The 16,469-nt window shown below is 56.6% G+C and carries 18 protein-coding genes; 9 read left to right on the forward strand and 9 right to left on the reverse strand.

Annotated features, from left to right (window positions below; genetic code table 11):
• Nucleotides 1-339: 339 nt before the first annotated feature.
• The 3 genes from R1T41_RS09405 to R1T41_RS09415 all read left to right on the forward strand — a co-directional run bounded on the left by R1T41_RS09405 (nt 340) and on the right by R1T41_RS09415 (nt 3,663).
• Nucleotides 340-1,281, forward strand: a complete 942-nt coding sequence (locus R1T41_RS09405) for an alpha/beta hydrolase (protein WP_317341368.1) — start codon at nt 340-342, stop codon at nt 1,279-1,281.
• A 270-nt stretch (nt 1,282-1,551) separates the two neighbouring features.
• Nucleotides 1,552-1,965, forward strand: coding sequence for a universal stress protein (locus tag R1T41_RS09410; protein ID WP_317341369.1), 414 nt, complete (start codon nt 1,552-1,554; stop codon nt 1,963-1,965).
• Nucleotides 1,966-2,031: 66 nt separating this feature from the next.
• Nucleotides 2,032-3,663, forward strand: coding sequence for a BCCT family transporter (locus tag R1T41_RS09415; RefSeq protein ID WP_317341370.1), 1,632 nt, complete (start codon nt 2,032-2,034; stop codon nt 3,661-3,663).
• A 77-nt stretch (nt 3,664-3,740) separates the two neighbouring features.
• On the opposite strand, the gene R1T41_RS09420 is transcribed toward R1T41_RS09415, so the two are convergent.
• Nucleotides 3,741-4,205 carry an META domain-containing protein gene (locus R1T41_RS09420; protein ID WP_062953153.1) on the reverse strand — a complete coding sequence of 155 codons (465 nt, stop codon included), beginning with the start codon at nt 4,203-4,205 and terminating at the stop codon, nt 3,741-3,743.
• Between the two features lie 261 nt (nt 4,206-4,466).
• On the opposite strand from R1T41_RS09420, the gene R1T41_RS09425 reads away from it, so the two are divergent.
• The 6 genes from R1T41_RS09425 to R1T41_RS09450 all read left to right on the forward strand — a co-directional run bounded on the left by R1T41_RS09425 (nt 4,467) and on the right by R1T41_RS09450 (nt 9,941).
• A complete protein-coding gene (locus R1T41_RS09425; protein ID WP_317341371.1) occupies nt 4,467-5,459 on the forward strand; it encodes an Ldh family oxidoreductase in 993 nt (330 codons plus the stop codon).
• A gap of 302 nt (nt 5,460-5,761) precedes the next feature.
• Nucleotides 5,762-6,601 carry a phosphonate ABC transporter ATP-binding protein gene (gene phnC / locus R1T41_RS09430; RefSeq protein ID WP_317341372.1) on the forward strand — a complete coding sequence of 280 codons (840 nt, stop codon included), beginning with the start codon at nt 5,762-5,764 and terminating at the stop codon, nt 6,599-6,601.
• A gap of 74 nt (nt 6,602-6,675) precedes the next feature.
• Nucleotides 6,676-7,692 (forward strand): phosphonate ABC transporter substrate-binding protein, encoded by a 1,017-nt coding sequence (gene phnD / locus R1T41_RS09435; protein ID WP_062953155.1) that lies wholly within the window; start codon nt 6,676-6,678, stop codon nt 7,690-7,692.
• A 66-nt stretch (nt 7,693-7,758) separates the two neighbouring features.
• The gene (gene phnE, locus R1T41_RS09440) at nt 7,759-8,571 is read left to right on the forward strand and encodes a phosphonate ABC transporter, permease protein PhnE (protein ID WP_062953156.1); all 813 of its coding nucleotides are present in this window, start codon (nt 7,759-7,761) and stop codon (nt 8,569-8,571) included.
• Nucleotides 8,572-8,574: 3 nt separating this feature from the next.
• A complete protein-coding gene (locus tag R1T41_RS09445) occupies nt 8,575-9,222 on the forward strand; it encodes a chloramphenicol acetyltransferase (RefSeq protein ID WP_317341373.1) in 648 nt (215 codons plus the stop codon).
• 23 nt (nt 9,223-9,245) lie between these two features.
• Nucleotides 9,246-9,941 (forward strand): DUF1045 domain-containing protein, encoded by a 696-nt coding sequence (locus tag R1T41_RS09450; protein ID WP_317341374.1) that lies wholly within the window; start codon nt 9,246-9,248, stop codon nt 9,939-9,941.
• A gap of 60 nt (nt 9,942-10,001) precedes the next feature.
• On the opposite strand, the gene phnN is transcribed toward R1T41_RS09450, so the two are convergent.
• Genes phnN through phnG form a run of 8 tightly spaced genes read right to left on the reverse strand, consistent with a single transcriptional unit; the run spans nt 10,002 to nt 16,429 of the window.
• Nucleotides 10,002-10,628 carry a phosphonate metabolism protein/1,5-bisphosphokinase (PRPP-forming) PhnN gene (gene phnN / locus R1T41_RS09455; protein ID WP_317341375.1) on the reverse strand — a complete coding sequence of 209 codons (627 nt, stop codon included), beginning with the start codon at nt 10,626-10,628 and terminating at the stop codon, nt 10,002-10,004.
• Nucleotides 10,625-11,767, reverse strand: a complete 1,143-nt coding sequence (locus tag R1T41_RS09460) for an alpha-D-ribose 1-methylphosphonate 5-triphosphate diphosphatase (protein WP_317341376.1) — start codon at nt 11,765-11,767, stop codon at nt 10,625-10,627. The genes phnN and R1T41_RS09460 overlap by 4 nt, the downstream gene beginning before the upstream one ends.
• Nucleotides 11,760-12,464, reverse strand: a complete 705-nt coding sequence (gene phnL / locus R1T41_RS09465) for a phosphonate C-P lyase system protein PhnL (protein WP_317341377.1) — start codon at nt 12,462-12,464, stop codon at nt 11,760-11,762. The genes R1T41_RS09460 and phnL overlap by 8 nt, the downstream gene beginning before the upstream one ends.
• A 10-nt stretch (nt 12,465-12,474) precedes the next feature.
• Nucleotides 12,475-13,257: a phosphonate C-P lyase system protein PhnK gene (gene phnK / locus R1T41_RS09470; protein WP_317341378.1), complete on the reverse strand. Its 783-nt coding sequence runs from the start codon at nt 13,255-13,257 to the stop codon at nt 12,475-12,477.
• Nucleotides 13,257-14,186 (reverse strand): alpha-D-ribose 1-methylphosphonate 5-phosphate C-P-lyase PhnJ, encoded by a 930-nt coding sequence (locus tag R1T41_RS09475; RefSeq protein ID WP_317341379.1) that lies wholly within the window; start codon nt 14,184-14,186, stop codon nt 13,257-13,259. Before R1T41_RS09475 ends, phnK begins: the two co-directional genes overlap by 1 nt.
• A gap of 5 nt (nt 14,187-14,191) precedes the next feature.
• Nucleotides 14,192-15,334: a carbon-phosphorus lyase complex subunit PhnI gene (locus R1T41_RS09480; protein ID WP_097051388.1), complete on the reverse strand. Its 1,143-nt coding sequence runs from the start codon at nt 15,332-15,334 to the stop codon at nt 14,192-14,194.
• Between the two features lies 1 nt (nt 15,335).
• Nucleotides 15,336-15,944, reverse strand: coding sequence for a phosphonate C-P lyase system protein PhnH (gene phnH, locus R1T41_RS09485; RefSeq protein WP_317341380.1), 609 nt, complete (start codon nt 15,942-15,944; stop codon nt 15,336-15,338).
• Nucleotides 15,941-16,429, reverse strand: a complete 489-nt coding sequence (phnG, locus tag R1T41_RS09490; protein WP_317341381.1) for a phosphonate C-P lyase system protein PhnG — start codon at nt 16,427-16,429, stop codon at nt 15,941-15,943. The genes phnH and phnG overlap by 4 nt, the downstream gene beginning before the upstream one ends.
• Between the last annotated feature and the right edge of the window lie 40 nt (nt 16,430-16,469).

Here is a 16,469-nt window from a genome sequence, read left to right on the forward strand (position 1 = left end):
TTGACCGCAGGAATATTTGAACATTCTGGTGAACATTTCGGCGTGATGCTTCCCTGTTCAAGGTAATGTCGAAACTTGTGATCGCAACAAGACGAGATTGTTAAATCATTGGGCGTCATGTCAGGCGATGCTGTCAAGCAGGCTAACGCGTTTTGAGTGTATAGGTTAAATAGTTATTTTTGAATTTTTTGATAGATTTTACCGATTTATGGTCGGGCCGATCCGGGGGATCGAGGTCACAAAACCGCCATGGCGCATTTGCATGCTTTTCAAGCGCGCGTGATTGGCGTTAGGCTTGCGCGTACAAACATCAAAACATCATTGGGGAAGTTGTGCGACATGGACGGGTCCGATCAGGCGATGCCCGATATCGCCTATAGCCCGATGCCCGACGAAGCAGGCATCCGTGACTTCATAGCCACATGCGACCGGTTTTATCCGCCCGATGCGGTTGCCGCCGATATTGCGCAGCAACGCAAATGGTATGAAGCGCTTTGTGATGCCTTTGCCTATCCCCATCCGCCGGGGCTTCTGACCTGTGATGATCATATTGCCGGGGTGGCGGTCAGGATTTATCGCCCGGCCAAGATTCGGACAACGCGGAAGTTGCTTTACCTGCATGGCGGCGGGTTTATCGTCGGGTCGCTTGATAGCCATGATGCGATCTGTGCCGAGATTGCCGAGGCGGCGGGTGCGGAAATGATTTCGGTCGATTACCGGCTGGCGCCCGAACATATCTGGCCAGCGGCGCATCAGGATGCGTTTGCGGTTGCGCGCGATGTGCTGTCGCACGGTGCGGAGATCGTGCTTGTTGGTGATAGTGCCGGGGCGACATTGGCAGGCGGGCTTGCGATCCGGGCGCGCGATGAGGGGCTTGGCGCGGGTGTTGTCGGGCAGGTCCTGATTTATCCGGCCCTTGGCGGTGATCTTGGCTGGCCATCCTATGGCCAGATGGCATCCGCCCCCGGTTTAAGCACCGATGATGTGATTTATTATCGCGATGTCCTGAAGGCGCCGATGGATGATCCGGTGGCCTATCCGTTATCGGCGGAGGATCTGCGCGGATTGCCGCCGACCTATATCACGGCGGCCTATTTTGATCCGCTGCGCGATGACGGGCGGGAATATACCGCGCGCCTTGCCCGGGCCGGGATTGACGTGACGTATCGCGAGGAGCCGCAAATGATCCATGGCTGGCTACGCGCGCGGCATATGAGTGAGGGGGCGGCGACCGGATTTAAATTCCTGTGTGATGCGATAAGGCGCATGGCGGCAGAATAATTCTGCGGCATAATAATGTGCCGGATATTGCCGCGAATTCGTGCGCAGCATGAAATGATCCGGATTTAATGGGTCCGGTAAATCGCCGGAATTATTTGGCGGTTTCTTCTGGTTGATTGTCGCGGTCTGGTATCTGTATTCACCCGTGGCGTGAAATCCGCCGGTGATGAGTGTTTTGATAATTTCCTGTTCTGGTGATAGTCTTTATCGCCTCATCTGTTTCGAAGGTGTGTTTTGCCCGTTAGGGCACCCGTAGAACGGAGGCAGGGAATGTATCGCAAGATCATGGTACCCGTGGATCTGACGCATATCGACAAGCTGGAAAAGGCGCTTTCGACGGCGGCGGATCTGGCAAAGCATTATGATGCCAAAATCTGCTTTTTCGGGGTTGGAACCAATACCCCATCCCCGATTGCACATACGCCAGCAGAATATGATCGCAAAATGGCGGCCTTTGCCGAAGAGCAGGCCAAAAAGACCGGTATCGAATGTTCGGGCATGACCCGCATTTCACACGATCCGGCGATTGATCTGAGCGAAATCATTGTTGATGCGGCAACAGAGGTCAAGGCGGATGTGATCGTCATGGCGTCCCATGTGCCGGGTATGGCCGATCATATTTTTGCATCCCACGGCGGATATGTTGCGTCGCATTGGGATCATTCCGTGTTTCTGGTGCGTTAATAGCAGGCAAACCGGACAGATTGCGGCCAGGGGTGGCCGCAAAATTGCTTTTCAAGGGAGATTTTCATGGGATCGAATGCCGAGACGGGCATTGAAAGCCCGGATGGTGCGGCCAATCCGATCGATACCGAATATGAAATCGGACAGGATAACATCACCACACAGATCGGGCCGTTTGGCCTTGATATTCATAACCCGGTATTCCTGATTTCGGGGTTATCGATTGTTGCATTCGTGTTTTTCACACTGGCCTTTCAGGAAAGTGTCGGGCCGATGTTCAATGACCTTCGGGGCTGGCTGACATCGACCTTTGACTGGTTCTTCCTGTCGGTGGCGAATGTTTTCGTTTTGCTGTGTCTGTTTCTGATTGTATCGCCGCTGGGCAAGGTCCGGCTGGGCGGGCAGGATGCGACACCGGATTATTCCTATAGCGGCTGGTTTGCCATGCTGTTTGCGGCCGGCATGGGGATCGGCCTTATGTTTTATGGCGTGTCCGAGCCGATTTCGCACTTTACCACATCGATGGGCGGCGCGACGGTCGGTGATGGCGGGGTGCGGACCGACTGGGCACCGCTAGGCGGGGCGATGGGCGATGCGGACGGTGCCTTTGACCTTGGCATGGCGGCGACGATTTTCCATTGGGGGCTTCACCCGTGGGCGATCTATGCCACGGTGGCGCTGGCATTGGCGCTGTTTTCGTTTAACAAGGGCCTGCCATTGACCATGCGGTCGGTGTTTTATCCGATCTTTGGCGAGCGTGTCTGGGGCTGGACCGGGCATGTGATTGATATTCTGGCGGTGTTTGCCACCCTGTTCGGGCTTGCGACGTCGCTTGGTTTTGGTGCGGAACAGGCCAATGCCGGGCTTGAATTCCTGTTTGGCATTCCGGTTACGGATGGATCGAAGGTTGTCCTGATTATCGCGATTACCGGGGTTGCGCTGATTTCGGTTCTGGCCGGGCTTGATGCCGGGGTCAAACGGCTTTCGGAAATCAATATGGTTCTGGCGGCATTGCTTTTGCTGTTTGTCGTGCTGGTCGGGCCGACCATGGATATCATCAAGGGCTTTTTCACAAGTCTTGTCGCCTATGTCGAATATCTTCCAGCGCTTTCGAACCCGGTCGGGCGTGAGGATACCAATTTCAGCCAGGGCTGGACGTCGTTCTATTGGGCGTGGTGGATTTCCTGGTCGCCGTTTGTCGGCATGTTCATTGCGCGCGTGTCGCGTGGCCGGACGGTGCGGGAATTCATTACCTGTGTCCTGATCATTCCGTCGCTGGTCTGCGTGCTGTGGATGACGGCGTTTGGCGGCACGGCGGTGCATATGGTCAATGAAGGCGTGCAGGCGATTGCCGATGCGGCGCTTCCGATCAAGCTGTTTAGCATGCTTGAAGCCCTGCCGTTGCATGCGATCACGTCCTTTATCGGGATTGTTCTGGTGATCGTGTTCTTTGTCACCTCGTCCGATTCCGGGTCGCTGGTGATCGATACCATCACCGCAGGCGGCAAGGTTGATGCGCCGGTGCCCCAGCGGGTTTTCTGGTGCACGTTTGAAGGGCTTGTTGCGATTGCGCTGCTGCTGGGCGGGGGGCTTGGCTCCCTGCAGGCGATGGCGGTTTCAACCGGGTTCCCGTTTGCCATCGTGCTTTTGCTGGCGTGTTATTCCATCATTCAGGGATTGCGTAGCGAACCGCGATAGGTTGCCGACAGACCAACGCAAAAGGGGCGCAGTGATCTGCGCCCCTTTTTTACGGGTTCGTGTGATCCCTGTTCCGCCTATGGCTGGATCGGTTCGAACGTCATGATGGATTTGGCGCTGCCATCCACCAGCATCAGGTCGCCGTCCTGTACTTTCCAGCCTTTGACATCTGCCATGGCGGCGATAAAGGCGTCTTCGATCTCCATCGCGTCTTCCATGCACATCATTTTGGTGCTGCCGAGCGGGGAGACATCAAGGGCGGTATCCTTGCGGGTGTAACTGCCGAAATAGCGGTTGCAGCCGGTCGATCCGGCAATTTTCCCGTCATTGGTAAAGTTGACGCTGGCAAGGATCGGGGTCATCGGGGTCAGGCTTTTGTCTTTCGCCTCAATTCGCATCAGCTGCCAGTCGCGACCGGCGATGGCCGACCAGTCGGCGGGTGATTTTTCCTCGGCCGGTTTGGTTGTGGCAGCACAACCGGCAAGCCACAGGCTGCTGGCGATGCCAAATGCCGCGAAGGTTAATGAGGTTACTTTGCGCATTCGAAATATCCTGTGTTTGGAATCTGTCCCGGTCTGACTGCCGCGTTTCGGGCGGCATGAACCGTGGCGGGATACTCATACGACTTTGCGGCGAAATTTTAGCATATTCGAGCTCCGGTTTTATAGTGCAGTCGTAGGGGTTTTGCCGAATGGTTTTGCAGGGTTGCGGTGCACAAGACCTTTGCGTCGGGGCATTCGCGCGGCTAATGTATCCGGGCCCGCCATCATTATCTTCCCGCCACCATCTTTAAGGTCACCATCATGAAGCTTGCCCTGTCTGACGCACATGCGCTTGTGTGCAATACCCTGCTGCGCTGCAACGTTGATCCCGACAATGCCGGATCGGTTGCGACCGCCCTGGTCACGGCCGAGGCCGCAGGACAGGGCGGGCATGGTTTGCGCCGCGTTCCGGCCTATGCCGCGCAGGCGCGTGCGGGCAAGGTTGACGGGCATGCCAAGCCGGTGGCCGATCAGCCGTTTCCGGCCGTTTTGCGGATTGATGCGCGGTTCGGATTTGCCTATCCGGCGCTTGATCTGATGATCGAACGATTGCCCGATATTGCGCGCAGTCAGGGGATTGCGGTCGCGGCAATCCATAAGTCGCACCATGCCGGGGTGATGGGACTTACCGTGGAAAAGCTGGCCGAGGCGGGGCTGGCGGCGATGATGTTTGCCAATGCGCCAGCCGCGATGGCGCCGTGGGGTGGTCGCCGCCCGATGTTTGGCACCAACCCGATTGCCTTTGCCACGCCGATTGGCGATGGCGATCCGATCGTGATTGATCTGGCCCTGTCCAAGGTGGCGCGCGGCAAGATCATGGCGGCCAAGCAGAAGGGCGTTCCGATCCCTGATGACTGGGCATTGGATGTTGACGGCAATCCGACGACGGATGCCGTCAGGGCGCTTGAAGGCACGATGGTCCCGGCGGGTGGGGTCAAGGGGGCGGCCCTTGCCATGATGGTTGAAATGCTGGCCGCCGGATTGACCGGGGCACAATTCGGGCATCAATCGTCGTCGCTTTTTGATGACAAGGGCGCGCCACCGGCATTGGGTCAGATGGTGATTGCCATTGATCCGGTTGCGGTCGGCGGGGCGGGGATCATTGATCATTTGCACTATATTGCAGATGAAATCGCGCTGGAGGAAACCGTGCGCTTGCCGGGGCGGCGCGGGCAGAATGCGCGCCGGGATGCGGAAATTCAGGGGCTTGATATCGAAGATGATGTCATTGCCGCGATTGAGGCGATCAAGTAAATCCATCCGCGATCAGGCGCAATACAAGGCCCCGGCAGTTTCTTTCTGTCGGGGTTTTTCGTTTTTTGGCCCGTCCATATCCATATTTGTGAACACGGTCACAAGTAATAATTGAATTATTACATTGTTATTTCTTGGTGGTTCGATTTTTTATTTGATTGATATCTTGATGTATAGACAAGTTTGATTGTTGTCGGTGAAATGAAGGCGTCGTAATCATCGAACTGTAACATCACCGTCACCATAGAGTCGCGGATTGTGCGTAGCTTCTTGACCAGCGAAACACAAGCAGGCGGACTTTAATGCTGGTCGTAGACATATCCGGACTGAACAAGAGCTTCTCGCGCGATAAGCGGGCATTGAACAATGTCAGTTTACAGGTTCGCGAGGGCGAGATGGTCGCGCTGATCGGGGCGTCCGGTTCGGGCAAATCCACCCTTATCCGTCATATTGCCGGTTTGCTGCGTGGGGATCGCGATGGCGGCAAGATCGAGGTATTCGGTGAAGTCATCCAGCAGAATGGCCGTATTGCAAGGGGTGCGCGGAAGGTGCGTGCCGATATCGGCGTTGTGTTTCAGCAATTCAATCTGGTCAGCCGCCTGACGGTTCTGACCAATGTTCTGACCGGGATGCTGGGCCGTGTGCCTGCGTGGCGCGGATCATTATGCCTGTTTACCAAGGCTGAGCGCATGCGGGCGATGACCGCGTTAAAGCGTGTCGGTATCGATAGCCATGCGACAAAGAAGGCCCGCAATCTTTCGGGTGGGCAGCAGCAGCGTGCGGCGATTGCACGCACGATTACGCAGGGTGCGCGTCTTATCCTGGCCGACGAGCCGATTGCATCCCTTGACCCGGCGTCATCGCGCAAGGTGATGAATACGCTGGATCGGGTGAACCGCGAAGACAATGTCACGGTCATCGTGTCGCTGCATCAGGTCGATTATGCCCGTGATTATTGCGCACGCACCATTGCGATGCGCGATGGCGCGGTCGTGTTTGACGGGCCATCCACTGAACTGACGCCGGAGTTCCTGCGCGAACTTTACGGCGAATATTCTTCCGAGCTTTTCGCGTCTGCCCCGGATGACGTTCCGGCAAAGAGCAGGGTCGCGGAGAAGGATCTGGCTTTCGTTTCAAACTAGATCAGGACGATTTCTCTCTGCCTTACATCTCTTTTTATTTCACCTCTACCAACCAACCTGACGGGGGACTTCCCATGATCCGTAAAACAATTGCATCCGCAGCCCTTGCTGCCAGCATGCTGGCTTCGGGCTTTGCCCATGCCGATGTCGAATTCAAGCCGCTTGAAAAAGACCCGGAAACCATCGTGTTCGGCTTTATCTCGACTGAATCCAGCTCGAACCTGAAAGCTCAGTGGCAGCCGTTGATCGAGGATATGGAAGAAGCCCTTGGCAAGGATGTCGAAGCGTTCTTCGCGCCTGACTATGCCGGCATCATCGAAGGCATGCGTTTTGGCAAGGTTCACGTTGGCTGGTTCGGTAACAAGTCGGCCATGGAAGCCGTTGACCGTGCGGGCGGCGAAGTTTTCGTCCAGACGTCCAAAAGCGACGGCACGAACGGCTATTATTCCCACATCATCACCCAGGCCGATAACGACAAGCTCAACACGCTTGCCGACATGCTGAAATGCGATGGTTCGCTTAATTTCGGTATCGGTGATCCGAACTCGACCTCGGGCTTCCTGGTTCCGACCTATTACGTCTTTGCGCAGAACGGCGTTGATCCGAAAAACTGCTTCAAGACCGTTCGCAATGCCAACCACGAAACCAACCTGATGGCGACCGCCAATAATCAGGTTGATGTTGCTGCCAACAACTCCGAACAGCTTGCCCGCACCCAGATGGTCAAGCCGGAAATCACCGACAAGGTCAAGGTTATCTGGACCTCGCCGCTGATCCCGTCCGATCCGATGGTTTATCGCAAGGATATGTCGCGCGAACTGAAATCCGAAATCAAGGCGTTCTTCCTTGGTTACGGTCGTCTGGGCGATGTTGAAGAAGCCAACAAGGTTCTTGGCGGCATTCAGGATGGCATGGGCAAGTTCATGGAAAGCAGCAATGCGCAGCTTTACCCGATCCGTCAGCTTGAACTGTATAAAGACAAGCTGAAAATCGAGAACACCGCCGAACTGTCCGCCGACGAGAAAGCAAAACGCGTTTCTGAAATCGACAAGCAGCTCGCAGAACTCGATATCCTGGTTTCTTACGAGTAACCGGCATCCGAACGGGGAGCCCGATATCAGGGCTCCCCGTTTGTTTTTATTTCCCGGGAAAAGAACATGAACAGCAGCCTTTCGACATCTGCCGTAACCGCCGCAGAACTTCCGCCGCGCGATCTGAAACGTTCAGGCGCAAGTTTCCTTCTTTGGGCGTTCATTCTGGCCATTCTGGCCCTGTCCTGGGAGGGGGCCGACATGCGGCCCATGGCCCTGATTGAAAACAGTGGCAACATGGTCGATTTCGCGGACGGGTTTTTCCCGCCGGATTTCCTGATGTGGAAAACCTATGTCAGCGAAATGTGGATCACGATCCAGATTGCGATCTGGGGCACGGCGCTTGCAATTGTCTGTTCGATCCCGTTTGGCATTCTGTGTTCTGAAAACATTGTTCCGTTCTGGGTGTACCAGCCGGTGCGCCGCCTGATGGATTCCTTCCGCGCGATCAATGAAATGGTTTTTGCCATGCTGTTCGTTGTTGCGGTTGGTCTTGGTCCGTTTGCCGGTGTGCTTGCCCTTTGGATTCATACCACCGGCGTTCTGGCAAAGCTGTTTTCAGAAGCCGTCGAGGCGATTGATCCCGAACCGGTCGAAGGCATCCGGGCCACCGGTGCCAACGGATTGCAGGAGGTCATCTTTGGGGTGATCCCGCAGGTTCTTCCGCTTTGGATTTCCTATTCGCTGTACCGGTTTGAAAGCAACGTGCGGTCGGCTACCGTTCTTGGCATTGTCGGTGCGGGTGGCATTGGCATGGTTTTGTGGGAATATATCCGTGCATTTTATTATGCGGAAACCGCCGCGGTCATGATCATCATCATCCTGTCGGTCAGCCTGCTTGATGTGATTTCGCAGCGCCTGCGCAAACTGGTGACCTGATCCATGACGTTCAAGATTACGCAGGCCAAACCGGCAATGAAACAATTGTCGGAGGCCCCGACGATTGATCAGAGTGCGGTTGTTGTTGATTGCGAGTTTGGTGTCTGGACCGAAATTGGCGCACGCACCAGCATCCGCGAAAGCGTGATGGGTGATTATTCCTATGTCGTCAATGACAGCGAGATCATCTATTCCGACATCGGCAAATTCGTAAATATCGCCGCCCATACAAGGATCAATCCGGGGCAGCATCCGATGGACCGGGCATCGATGCATCATTTCCAGTACCGGTCGAGTGCCTATGAGCTTGGCGATGATGATCCGGCGTTTTTTGACTGGCGCCGCGAAAAGCGGGTGAAGCTTGATCATGATGTCTGGATCGGGCATGGCGCGATTGTTCAGGGCGGGGTTGCCATCGGGATCGGGTCGGTTGTCGGTTCGGGTGCGGTGGTGACCAAGGATGTGCCGCCCTATACGATTGTGACCGGTATTCCGGCCACCCCGCTTCGCCCGCGATTTGACGCGGAAATTGTCGATGCGCTGCTTCGCATTTGCTGGTGGGACTGGGATCATGCAACATTGGCAGAACGGCTTGACGATTTTCGGCGTCTGCCGGTACGGGATTTCTGTCTGAAATACGATCTGCGATAAATCGAAAGCCAGTTCGAGGCCACATGACCGACTATCAGCGTTATGCTGTTTACTATGCACCGAAAGCCGACAGTGATCTGGCGGCTTTTGGCAATTCCTGGCTGGGGCGTGATCCCGAAACCGGACGGGAAATGGACCGCCGGGCTGCCATCGGCCTTGCCGATGGCGAGGTCGCGGCGATAACCGTTTCCCCGTCGCGATACGGATTTCATGGCACCCTGAAACCGCCCTTCACCTTAAAGGACGGGCAGACGCGCGTGCAGCTTGAACGTGCGATTGCTGACTATTGTGCGGCAGCGTCTTCGGTGACGTGTGGTCCGCTTTTGCTGAAATCGATTGGCAGTTTTATCGCCCTGATCCCGACTGCGCCGACCGATCAGCTTGGTGCGCTGGCGTCTGGTCTGGTGCAGGCGCTTGACGGTTTTCGGCAGCCCGAAGACGAAGCCGCGATGAATAAACGCCGTGCATCGGGGTTAAGTGATCGACAGGAAGAATATCTGGTCAGATGGGGATATCCCTATGTGATGGAAGAATTCCGTTTTCACCTGACCCTGACAGACAAGCTTGACCCGGACCGGATGATGCGGGTGCGCGATGCGCTTGCCCCGATTGTTGCACCCTTGTGCGAGGCACCATTTACGATCAGCGATGTCTGTCTTTTTGGTGATCCGGGTGATGGAAAGCCGTTTGATTTGTTGGGGCGCTTCGCGCTTGGATGACGGGTGATTGCACCTTGGGAAATAAAAAATGCTGCAGCGTTTTGCTGCAGCATTTTTTGTTCAGACTACCCGGTTGCCGGGCGCTTGGTCCCCATGTGCCGGGCGGTGGAAAATGGCATCAATGAAGCGGCCAATACCGGTTTCAAGGTCATTGTCATTTTCAACGGCGATCACGTTGGGACCATCGACCTGATAGGCCGATGCGCGCCGCAGGCGTTGTTCGATATCGTCGGAACTTTCGCGGCCACGGGCCACAAGGCGTTGGCGAAGGGCATCTTCGTGTGCCCGGATGCTGATGACCCGGACGTGATCGGAACCCAGAAGATCGCGGGCATCGTCAATCACGCTGCGTGATGCGTTGACGACAACGATTTTGCCGTTGGCGACGTCGTTCTGGACATGATTGGGAATGCCGTAACAAAGATTGTGCGCCCGCCAGCTCAGCAGGAAGGCACCCTGCTTTGCCATGGATGCAAAATCCTCGGCCCGCACGGGAATATGGATTTCGCCAACCGACCCGGCCGGGCGGGTAATGCAGCGACGGGGAAACAGGATGGTTTCATCGTCGTGCAAACGCGCCCGTGCCGCATCCAATAGGGTATCCTTGCCAACCCCGCTGGGGCCGACGACAAGAATCAGTAATCCATTTTCCGAAGCGCCATGATGGATGTCATGGCGCGCGGTCATGACACGCGGCTTCCCATACGCCACACACCGCGCACAATCGGATGATGCGGTGAATGATGCACCCGGATCAGATCGCCGCGTTTGCCAACCGCAATCTCGCCCCGGTCGTCAAGGCCGACCTGTTTTGCGGGGGTCAGGGTCGCGGTGCGCACCGCACGCGGAAGATCATAGGCGTCGAAATCATCAAACAGCTTCATGACACCGTGCAGCAGGCTGTGGGGGACATAGTCGCTTGAAATAATGTCGAGATAGCCATGCTTTGCCAGATCGCCCGCCGCGACATTGCCGCTGTGCGAGCCGCCGCGCACAAGGTTTGGCCCGCCCATCATCACGCCAAGACCGCCTTCGTGCGATGCCTTGGCAGCCGCCAGTGTCGTCGGGAATTCGGCCACGGTCATTTTATCGGCGACGGCTTCGGCGACATGTTCCTCGGTCGCGTCATCGTGGCTTGCCAGCGCCAGATGTTTTTGGTGAGCAAGTTCGACGACGTGACGGCGATGTTTGACGGAATAAAGTTCGGAATCACGTTTGCGGCTGGCGACGAATTTGCGCATTTCCTCGTCCGAGAGGCCGTATTTGCCCTGATAATAGGTGTAATAGGCATCCAGGCTGACGAATTGGCGTTGGCCCGGCGTGTGATCCATCACCGAGAGCATCTTGACCAGAGGCAGATCAACCAGATTATCGAGCGCCTCGACCAGACCGCCATAGGACGTTTCACAGCGCAGATGCAGTTTGTGATCTGCACGCAAAAGGTTGTTCTCGAGCGCATGCTGAAGGGCGGTCACCGATTCAACCAGTCGTTCGATCCGTTCTGATCCGTCCGAGACGTCGCCGACAGAGATGGCGTCAAAGACCGTCGTGATGCCGGCACTGGCGACCTGATTGTCGTGTGCAATCACCGCGGCGGTGGCGGGCCAGCGGGTTTTGGGACGCGGGGTCAGGTGTTTTTCGAGATTGTCGGTATGCAGTTCGACCAGTCCGGGCATCAGGTAATCGCCGCCCATGTCTTCGGCACCCGGCAGGTTGGACGGGCGATCCGAGATATCGGTGATCAGTCCGTCCCTGATCTGAACGGCACCCTCGATGACATCATTGGCGAGGACAATTTTGGCATTGGTAAAAATCTGTTCAGTCATTGGCCCCAACTTTAAACGAAGTCACATCAAATGATCCCGTGCAGACCGCATCGCGGGTTTCGTGATCATGGAAAATACCGGCAATGGCAGCGCCGCGTGCCTTGGCTTCTTCAATCAATGCCAGAACCGTGGCACGATTTTGGGTGTCAAGCGATGCGGTCGGTTCATCAAGCAGCATGATCGGATAATCGGCGATAAAACCGCGCGCGATATTCACGCGCTGTTGCTCGCCCCCGGAAAAGGTCAGGGGTGAAAGTTGCCACAGACGTTCGGGGATGCGCAAGCGGGTCAAAAGGTCGCGGGCCTTTTCCATGGCCGTTTCGCGGGGCGCACCCAGCGCGATCAGCGGTTCGGCAACGATTTCCAGTGTCGGTACACGCGGAATGACGCGCAGGAACTGGCTGACATAGCCCATGGTGCGTTTGCGCATATCAAGGATCGCATGCGGGCTTGCGGTGGTGATATCGAGCCAGTCACCATCGTGAAGCACGCTGATCGAGCCGCTTGAACAGGTGTAATTGGCATAAAGCATGCGCATGAAGGTACTTTTTCCCGATCCGGATTCACCGGTCAGCGCAATGCATTCACCGGCATTGAGGCGGAATTCCACCCCTTCGAATACCGGGATCGTGACGCTGCCCTGAGTATGGAGGGTAAAGCCCTTGGCGACGTTTTTGGCGTGAAGCATTTCAGACATTTCAATCGCCCTAGTTTTGCAGGATGGAAGAAACAAGCAGCTGGGTATAGGCGTGCTGCGGATCGTCCAGCACCTGATCGGTCAGGCCGCTTTCGATCACTTCGCCGCGCTGCATGACCATCAGGCGATGCGATAACAGGCGGGCGACCGCCAGATCGTGGGTGACGATGATCACCGCCAGATTAAGGTCGTGAACCAGCCCGCGCAGCAGATCGAGCAGGCGGGCCTGAACCGAGACGTCCAGACCACCCGTGGGTTCGTCCATGAAAACGAGACGCGGGCTGGTTACGAGGTTACGGGCAATCTGCAGGCGTTGCTGCATACCACCCGAAAAGGTTGAGGGCAGATCATCAAGGCGTTCGGTGGCAATTTCGACCTTGCCAAGCCAGCTTTCGGCGGCATTCCGGATATTGCCGTAATGACGATCACCGACGGCCATCAGGCGTTCGCCGATATTGGCCCCGGCACTGACATTCATCCGCAATCCATCGCGGGCATTCTGGTGTACGAACGCCCAGTCGGTGCGCATCAGCAGTCGACGTTGCGCTTCGGACATCTGATAGACATCGCGGATGCCATCGATGCGGGTATGGTATTCGACCGTGCCCTTGGTCGGTTCCTGCTGGGCTGAAATGCTGCGCAGCAAAGTTGATTTTCCGGACCCGGATTCACCAACGATGCCAAGCACTTCGCCGGGGCGGAGCTCGAAACTTACATTGCGGCAGCCGACCCGGTCGCCATACATCATGGTCAGGTCGGAAACGCGCAGAAGCGGTTCAGTTGAACGGGTCATTATTCTGCGGCCTTTCCGTTGCTGTGGCTGGTGCCAAGGGGCTGGTCATGATGTTGCGGGCCACGATGGCCGGCGTCCTGCCGTTCGCTGCAATAATCGGTGTCCGAGCAGACGAACATCCGGTTGCCCTTGTCATCGAGGATAACCTCGTCAAGGTAGCTGTCGGTTGCGCCGCACATGCCGCATTCGTCCTTCCAGCTTTGCACCTCGAACGGGTGATCTTCGAAATCGAGGCTTTTGACCTTGGTGTAAGGCGGCAGGGCATAGATGCGCTTTTCACGTCCGGCCCCGAAAAGCTGCAGGGCGGCCATCATGTCCATTTTCGGATTGTCGAATTTCGGTGTTGGCGACGGATCCATGACATAGCGATCATCAACCATCACCGGATAGGCGTAGGTGGTGGCGATATGGCCGTGACGCGAAATGTCCTCATAAAGCTTCACATGCATCAGGCCATATTCCTCAAGCGCGTGCATCTTGCGCGTTTCGGTTTCGCGGGGTTCCAGGAAGCGAAGCGGTTCGGGGATCGGCACCTGATAGACAAGGATCTGGTCTTCGCGCAGTTCCTTTTCGGGAATGCGGTGGCGGGTCTGGATAATTGATGCCTCGGCGGTTTTTTCCGTGGTCGCCACATTGGCGGTCTTGGCAAAGAACTGCCGGATGGATACCGCGTTGGTGGTGTCGTCCGCGCCCTGATCGATGACCTTAAGCGTATCGTCCGGGCCGATGACGGCGGCCGTGACCTGCACCCCGCCCGTACCCCAGCCATAGGGCATCGGCATTTCGCGACCGGCAAACGGCACCTGATATCCGGGGATGGCAACGGCCTTTAGCAGCGCACGCCGGATCATGCGTTTGGTTTGTTCATCAAGATAGGCAAAATTATAGGCCGAAGATGATTCTAGCGGATTATTTACGGTCTGTTCCATATTGGTTACTCCGCGGCTTCGGGTTGTGATCTGGCGTTTTTGGCATCGGCTGCATCCGCCTTTGCCAGACGTTCCAGCACTTCGGCACGCATGCGCCGGACAAGTTCAAGTTCGCCCTGGAAATCGACATAGTGCGGCAGCTTGATATGTTCGACAAAGCCGGTTGCCTGCACATTGTCGCTATGTTCCATGACGAATTCCTCGTCCTGGGCCGGGCCCATGACCTGTTCGCCCATTTCGCGTGCACGCATCGCACGATCCACCAGTGCCATCGAAATCGACTTGCGTTCGTTTTGCCCGAAGACGAGCCCGTAACCGCGGGTGAATTGCGGCAGCTTGGTTTTGGAACCCTTGAACTTGTTGACGGTTTCACATTCGGTCAGCTCGATATCACCGATATCGATGGCAAAGCCGAGTTCTTCGGGTTCGATTTCGACCGCAACGCTGCCATAGCGGATTTCACCGACAAATGCGTGGCTATTGGCGTAGCCGCGCTGGGTGGAATAACCGAGTGCCAGAACAAAACCCTCGTCCCCGCGGGCGAGGTTTTGCAGGCGAAGATCACGATCCGCCGGGAATTTGACGGCTTCGCGCGTCAGATCGGCGACCGGGGCGTCATCATTGGTTGGGTTCGGTTCGTCCTGTATCAGGCCCTCGTAATTCAGAAGGTCATCAAGAACGCGCGGCATGGTTTCATCCACCGGATGGTCGGCGGTGTGGGCGGTTGCCGGTTCCTCGCCATTGGCCATCAGGGTGAAATCAAGCAGGCGGTGGGTGTAATCAAATGTCGGGCCGAGAATCTGCCCGCCCGGCAAATCCTTGAAGGTTGCCGAAATGCGGCGTGCGATATCCATTTCGGCGGTTTTGACCGGCCTGGAAAAGGCAAAGCGCGGCAATGTGGTGCGATAGGCGCGCATCAGAAAGATCGCCTCGATCAGGTCCCCGCGACCCTGCTTGATGGCAAGGGCGGCCAGATCGCGGTCATAAAGCGATCCTTCGGCCATGACGCGGGTGACCGAAAGCGACAATTGCTGTTCGATCTGGCTGGTTTCGATTTCGGCAACGTCCCTGTCGCCACGGCGTTTTTCGGCCAGAAGCCGGTGGGCATTGTTGATGGCGCGTTCGCCACCTTTGACGGCTACATACATTTTATCTGACCTCGATCCGGGTGGTGCGCGGAAGGGCGGCGATTTTGCGATCCGCGGCAAAGATGACATCGACACCGCATGGGAACAGATGATGGTTTTCCGCGCGCCATGCGTGGAAGGCGGCGGGCAGGCCGGGGACCGAGAGGTGCTGGCTGTCCTTGATGCCGGGGCCTTGCAGGATCATGTCGGCCTTGTCCGATATGTCTTCGACCATCAGGATCAGAGTTGCTGACTGATCGGGATATTCTGCATTGCCGATGGGCAGTTCCTTGATGAAGGCAAGATCACCATCAAGGCGGGCCACGGCAAAATCGGCAGCGGACGGCGTGCTGCTGATCGGGCTGCCGCAATGGAATTTCAGATGGGCATTGGCAGCGTCCGATGCGCAATCAGGTGACAGCCAGATTGTCGTATCCATATCGGCCATCGCCAGCAGGAACGCGGTTGCGGACTTGTTCAGCCCGGCCGGTGCCGGGACATCAAGCGGCAGATCGTAAATCCGACCGGGATGGGCCATGGCATCCAGAATGGTGCGAAAAACGGCATTGGAATCAAAGGCAGCATTTTCAAAACCGCGCAGCAGATCGGCTGTCCGGGGTTGCGGGATCATTCGTCTTCTCCTCGGACAAGGGTAAAGAAATCGACCTTGGTGGCGGCGACCTTGCGGGCGTTTTCGCGTTTTGCCTCGGCCTGCTGGCGGGCCAGCATGTCGATGAAATCCGATGCAGCGTTGTCGCGTTGCATGATGGCATCAAACAGGGCGGCATATTGCGCCTGTATGCGGTCGCGACCCTTGACATAGGCATGACCGACCGTGCCATCGGACAGGGTAACTGCGCAGCGTGTGACCGTCATTTCGCCAAGGTTGAAGCGTTGCCCGGCACCCCCGGCGCGGCCACGTACCATGACCATGCCGATTTGCGGTTCGCGCAGGTGGCTCCATTGCACATCGGCAAAATGATCGTGCCATTCCTGTTCCAGAATTGCGCGGTCTGTGCGTGCCAGTACTGCCATCCAGCGCTGGCGGGCCTGTGTGGCGGGATCGATGTTTGATCCCTGGTCTGATCCGGATTGCGGGGCGGGTTGCGCCGTCATCTGTCTGATCCTTCTATGCGGGTATCGACAAATTCAAAAT

Source organism: Thalassospira lucentensis (assembly GCF_032921865.1).
Taxonomy (GTDB): domain Bacteria; phylum Pseudomonadota; class Alphaproteobacteria; order Rhodospirillales; family Thalassospiraceae; genus Thalassospira; species Thalassospira lucentensis_A.

Coding starts and splice junctions, on each gene's coding strand:
- R1T41_RS09405 (WP_317341368.1), top strand. CDS start 340: ATGGACGGGTCCGATCAGGCGATGCCCGATATCGCCTATAGCCCGATG.
- R1T41_RS09410 (WP_317341369.1), top strand. CDS start 1,552: ATGTATCGCAAGATCATGGTACCCGTGGATCTGACGCATATCGACAAG.
- R1T41_RS09415 (WP_317341370.1), top strand. CDS start 2,032: ATGGGATCGAATGCCGAGACGGGCATTGAAAGCCCGGATGGTGCGGCC.
- R1T41_RS09420 (WP_062953153.1), bottom strand. CDS start 4,205: ATGCGCAAAGTAACCTCATTAACCTTCGCGGCATTTGGCATCGCCAGC.
- R1T41_RS09425 (WP_317341371.1), top strand. CDS start 4,467: ATGAAGCTTGCCCTGTCTGACGCACATGCGCTTGTGTGCAATACCCTG.
- phnC (WP_317341372.1), top strand. CDS start 5,762: ATGCTGGTCGTAGACATATCCGGACTGAACAAGAGCTTCTCGCGCGAT.
- phnD (WP_062953155.1), top strand. CDS start 6,676: ATGATCCGTAAAACAATTGCATCCGCAGCCCTTGCTGCCAGCATGCTG.
- phnE (WP_062953156.1), top strand. CDS start 7,759: ATGAACAGCAGCCTTTCGACATCTGCCGTAACCGCCGCAGAACTTCCG.
- R1T41_RS09445 (WP_317341373.1), top strand. CDS start 8,575: ATGACGTTCAAGATTACGCAGGCCAAACCGGCAATGAAACAATTGTCG.
- R1T41_RS09450 (WP_317341374.1), top strand. CDS start 9,246: ATGACCGACTATCAGCGTTATGCTGTTTACTATGCACCGAAAGCCGAC.
- phnN (WP_317341375.1), bottom strand. CDS start 10,628: ATGACCGCGCGCCATGACATCCATCATGGCGCTTCGGAAAATGGATTA.
- R1T41_RS09460 (WP_317341376.1), bottom strand. CDS start 11,767: ATGACTGAACAGATTTTTACCAATGCCAAAATTGTCCTCGCCAATGAT.
- phnL (WP_317341377.1), bottom strand. CDS start 12,464: ATGTCTGAAATGCTTCACGCCAAAAACGTCGCCAAGGGCTTTACCCTC.
- phnK (WP_317341378.1), bottom strand. CDS start 13,257: ATGACCCGTTCAACTGAACCGCTTCTGCGCGTTTCCGACCTGACCATG.
- R1T41_RS09475 (WP_317341379.1), bottom strand. CDS start 14,186: ATGGAACAGACCGTAAATAATCCGCTAGAATCATCTTCGGCCTATAAT.
- R1T41_RS09480 (WP_097051388.1), bottom strand. CDS start 15,334: ATGTATGTAGCCGTCAAAGGTGGCGAACGCGCCATCAACAATGCCCAC.
- phnH (WP_317341380.1), bottom strand. CDS start 15,944: ATGATCCCGCAACCCCGGACAGCCGATCTGCTGCGCGGTTTTGAAAAT.
- phnG (WP_317341381.1), bottom strand. CDS start 16,429: ATGACGGCGCAACCCGCCCCGCAATCCGGATCAGACCAGGGATCAAAC.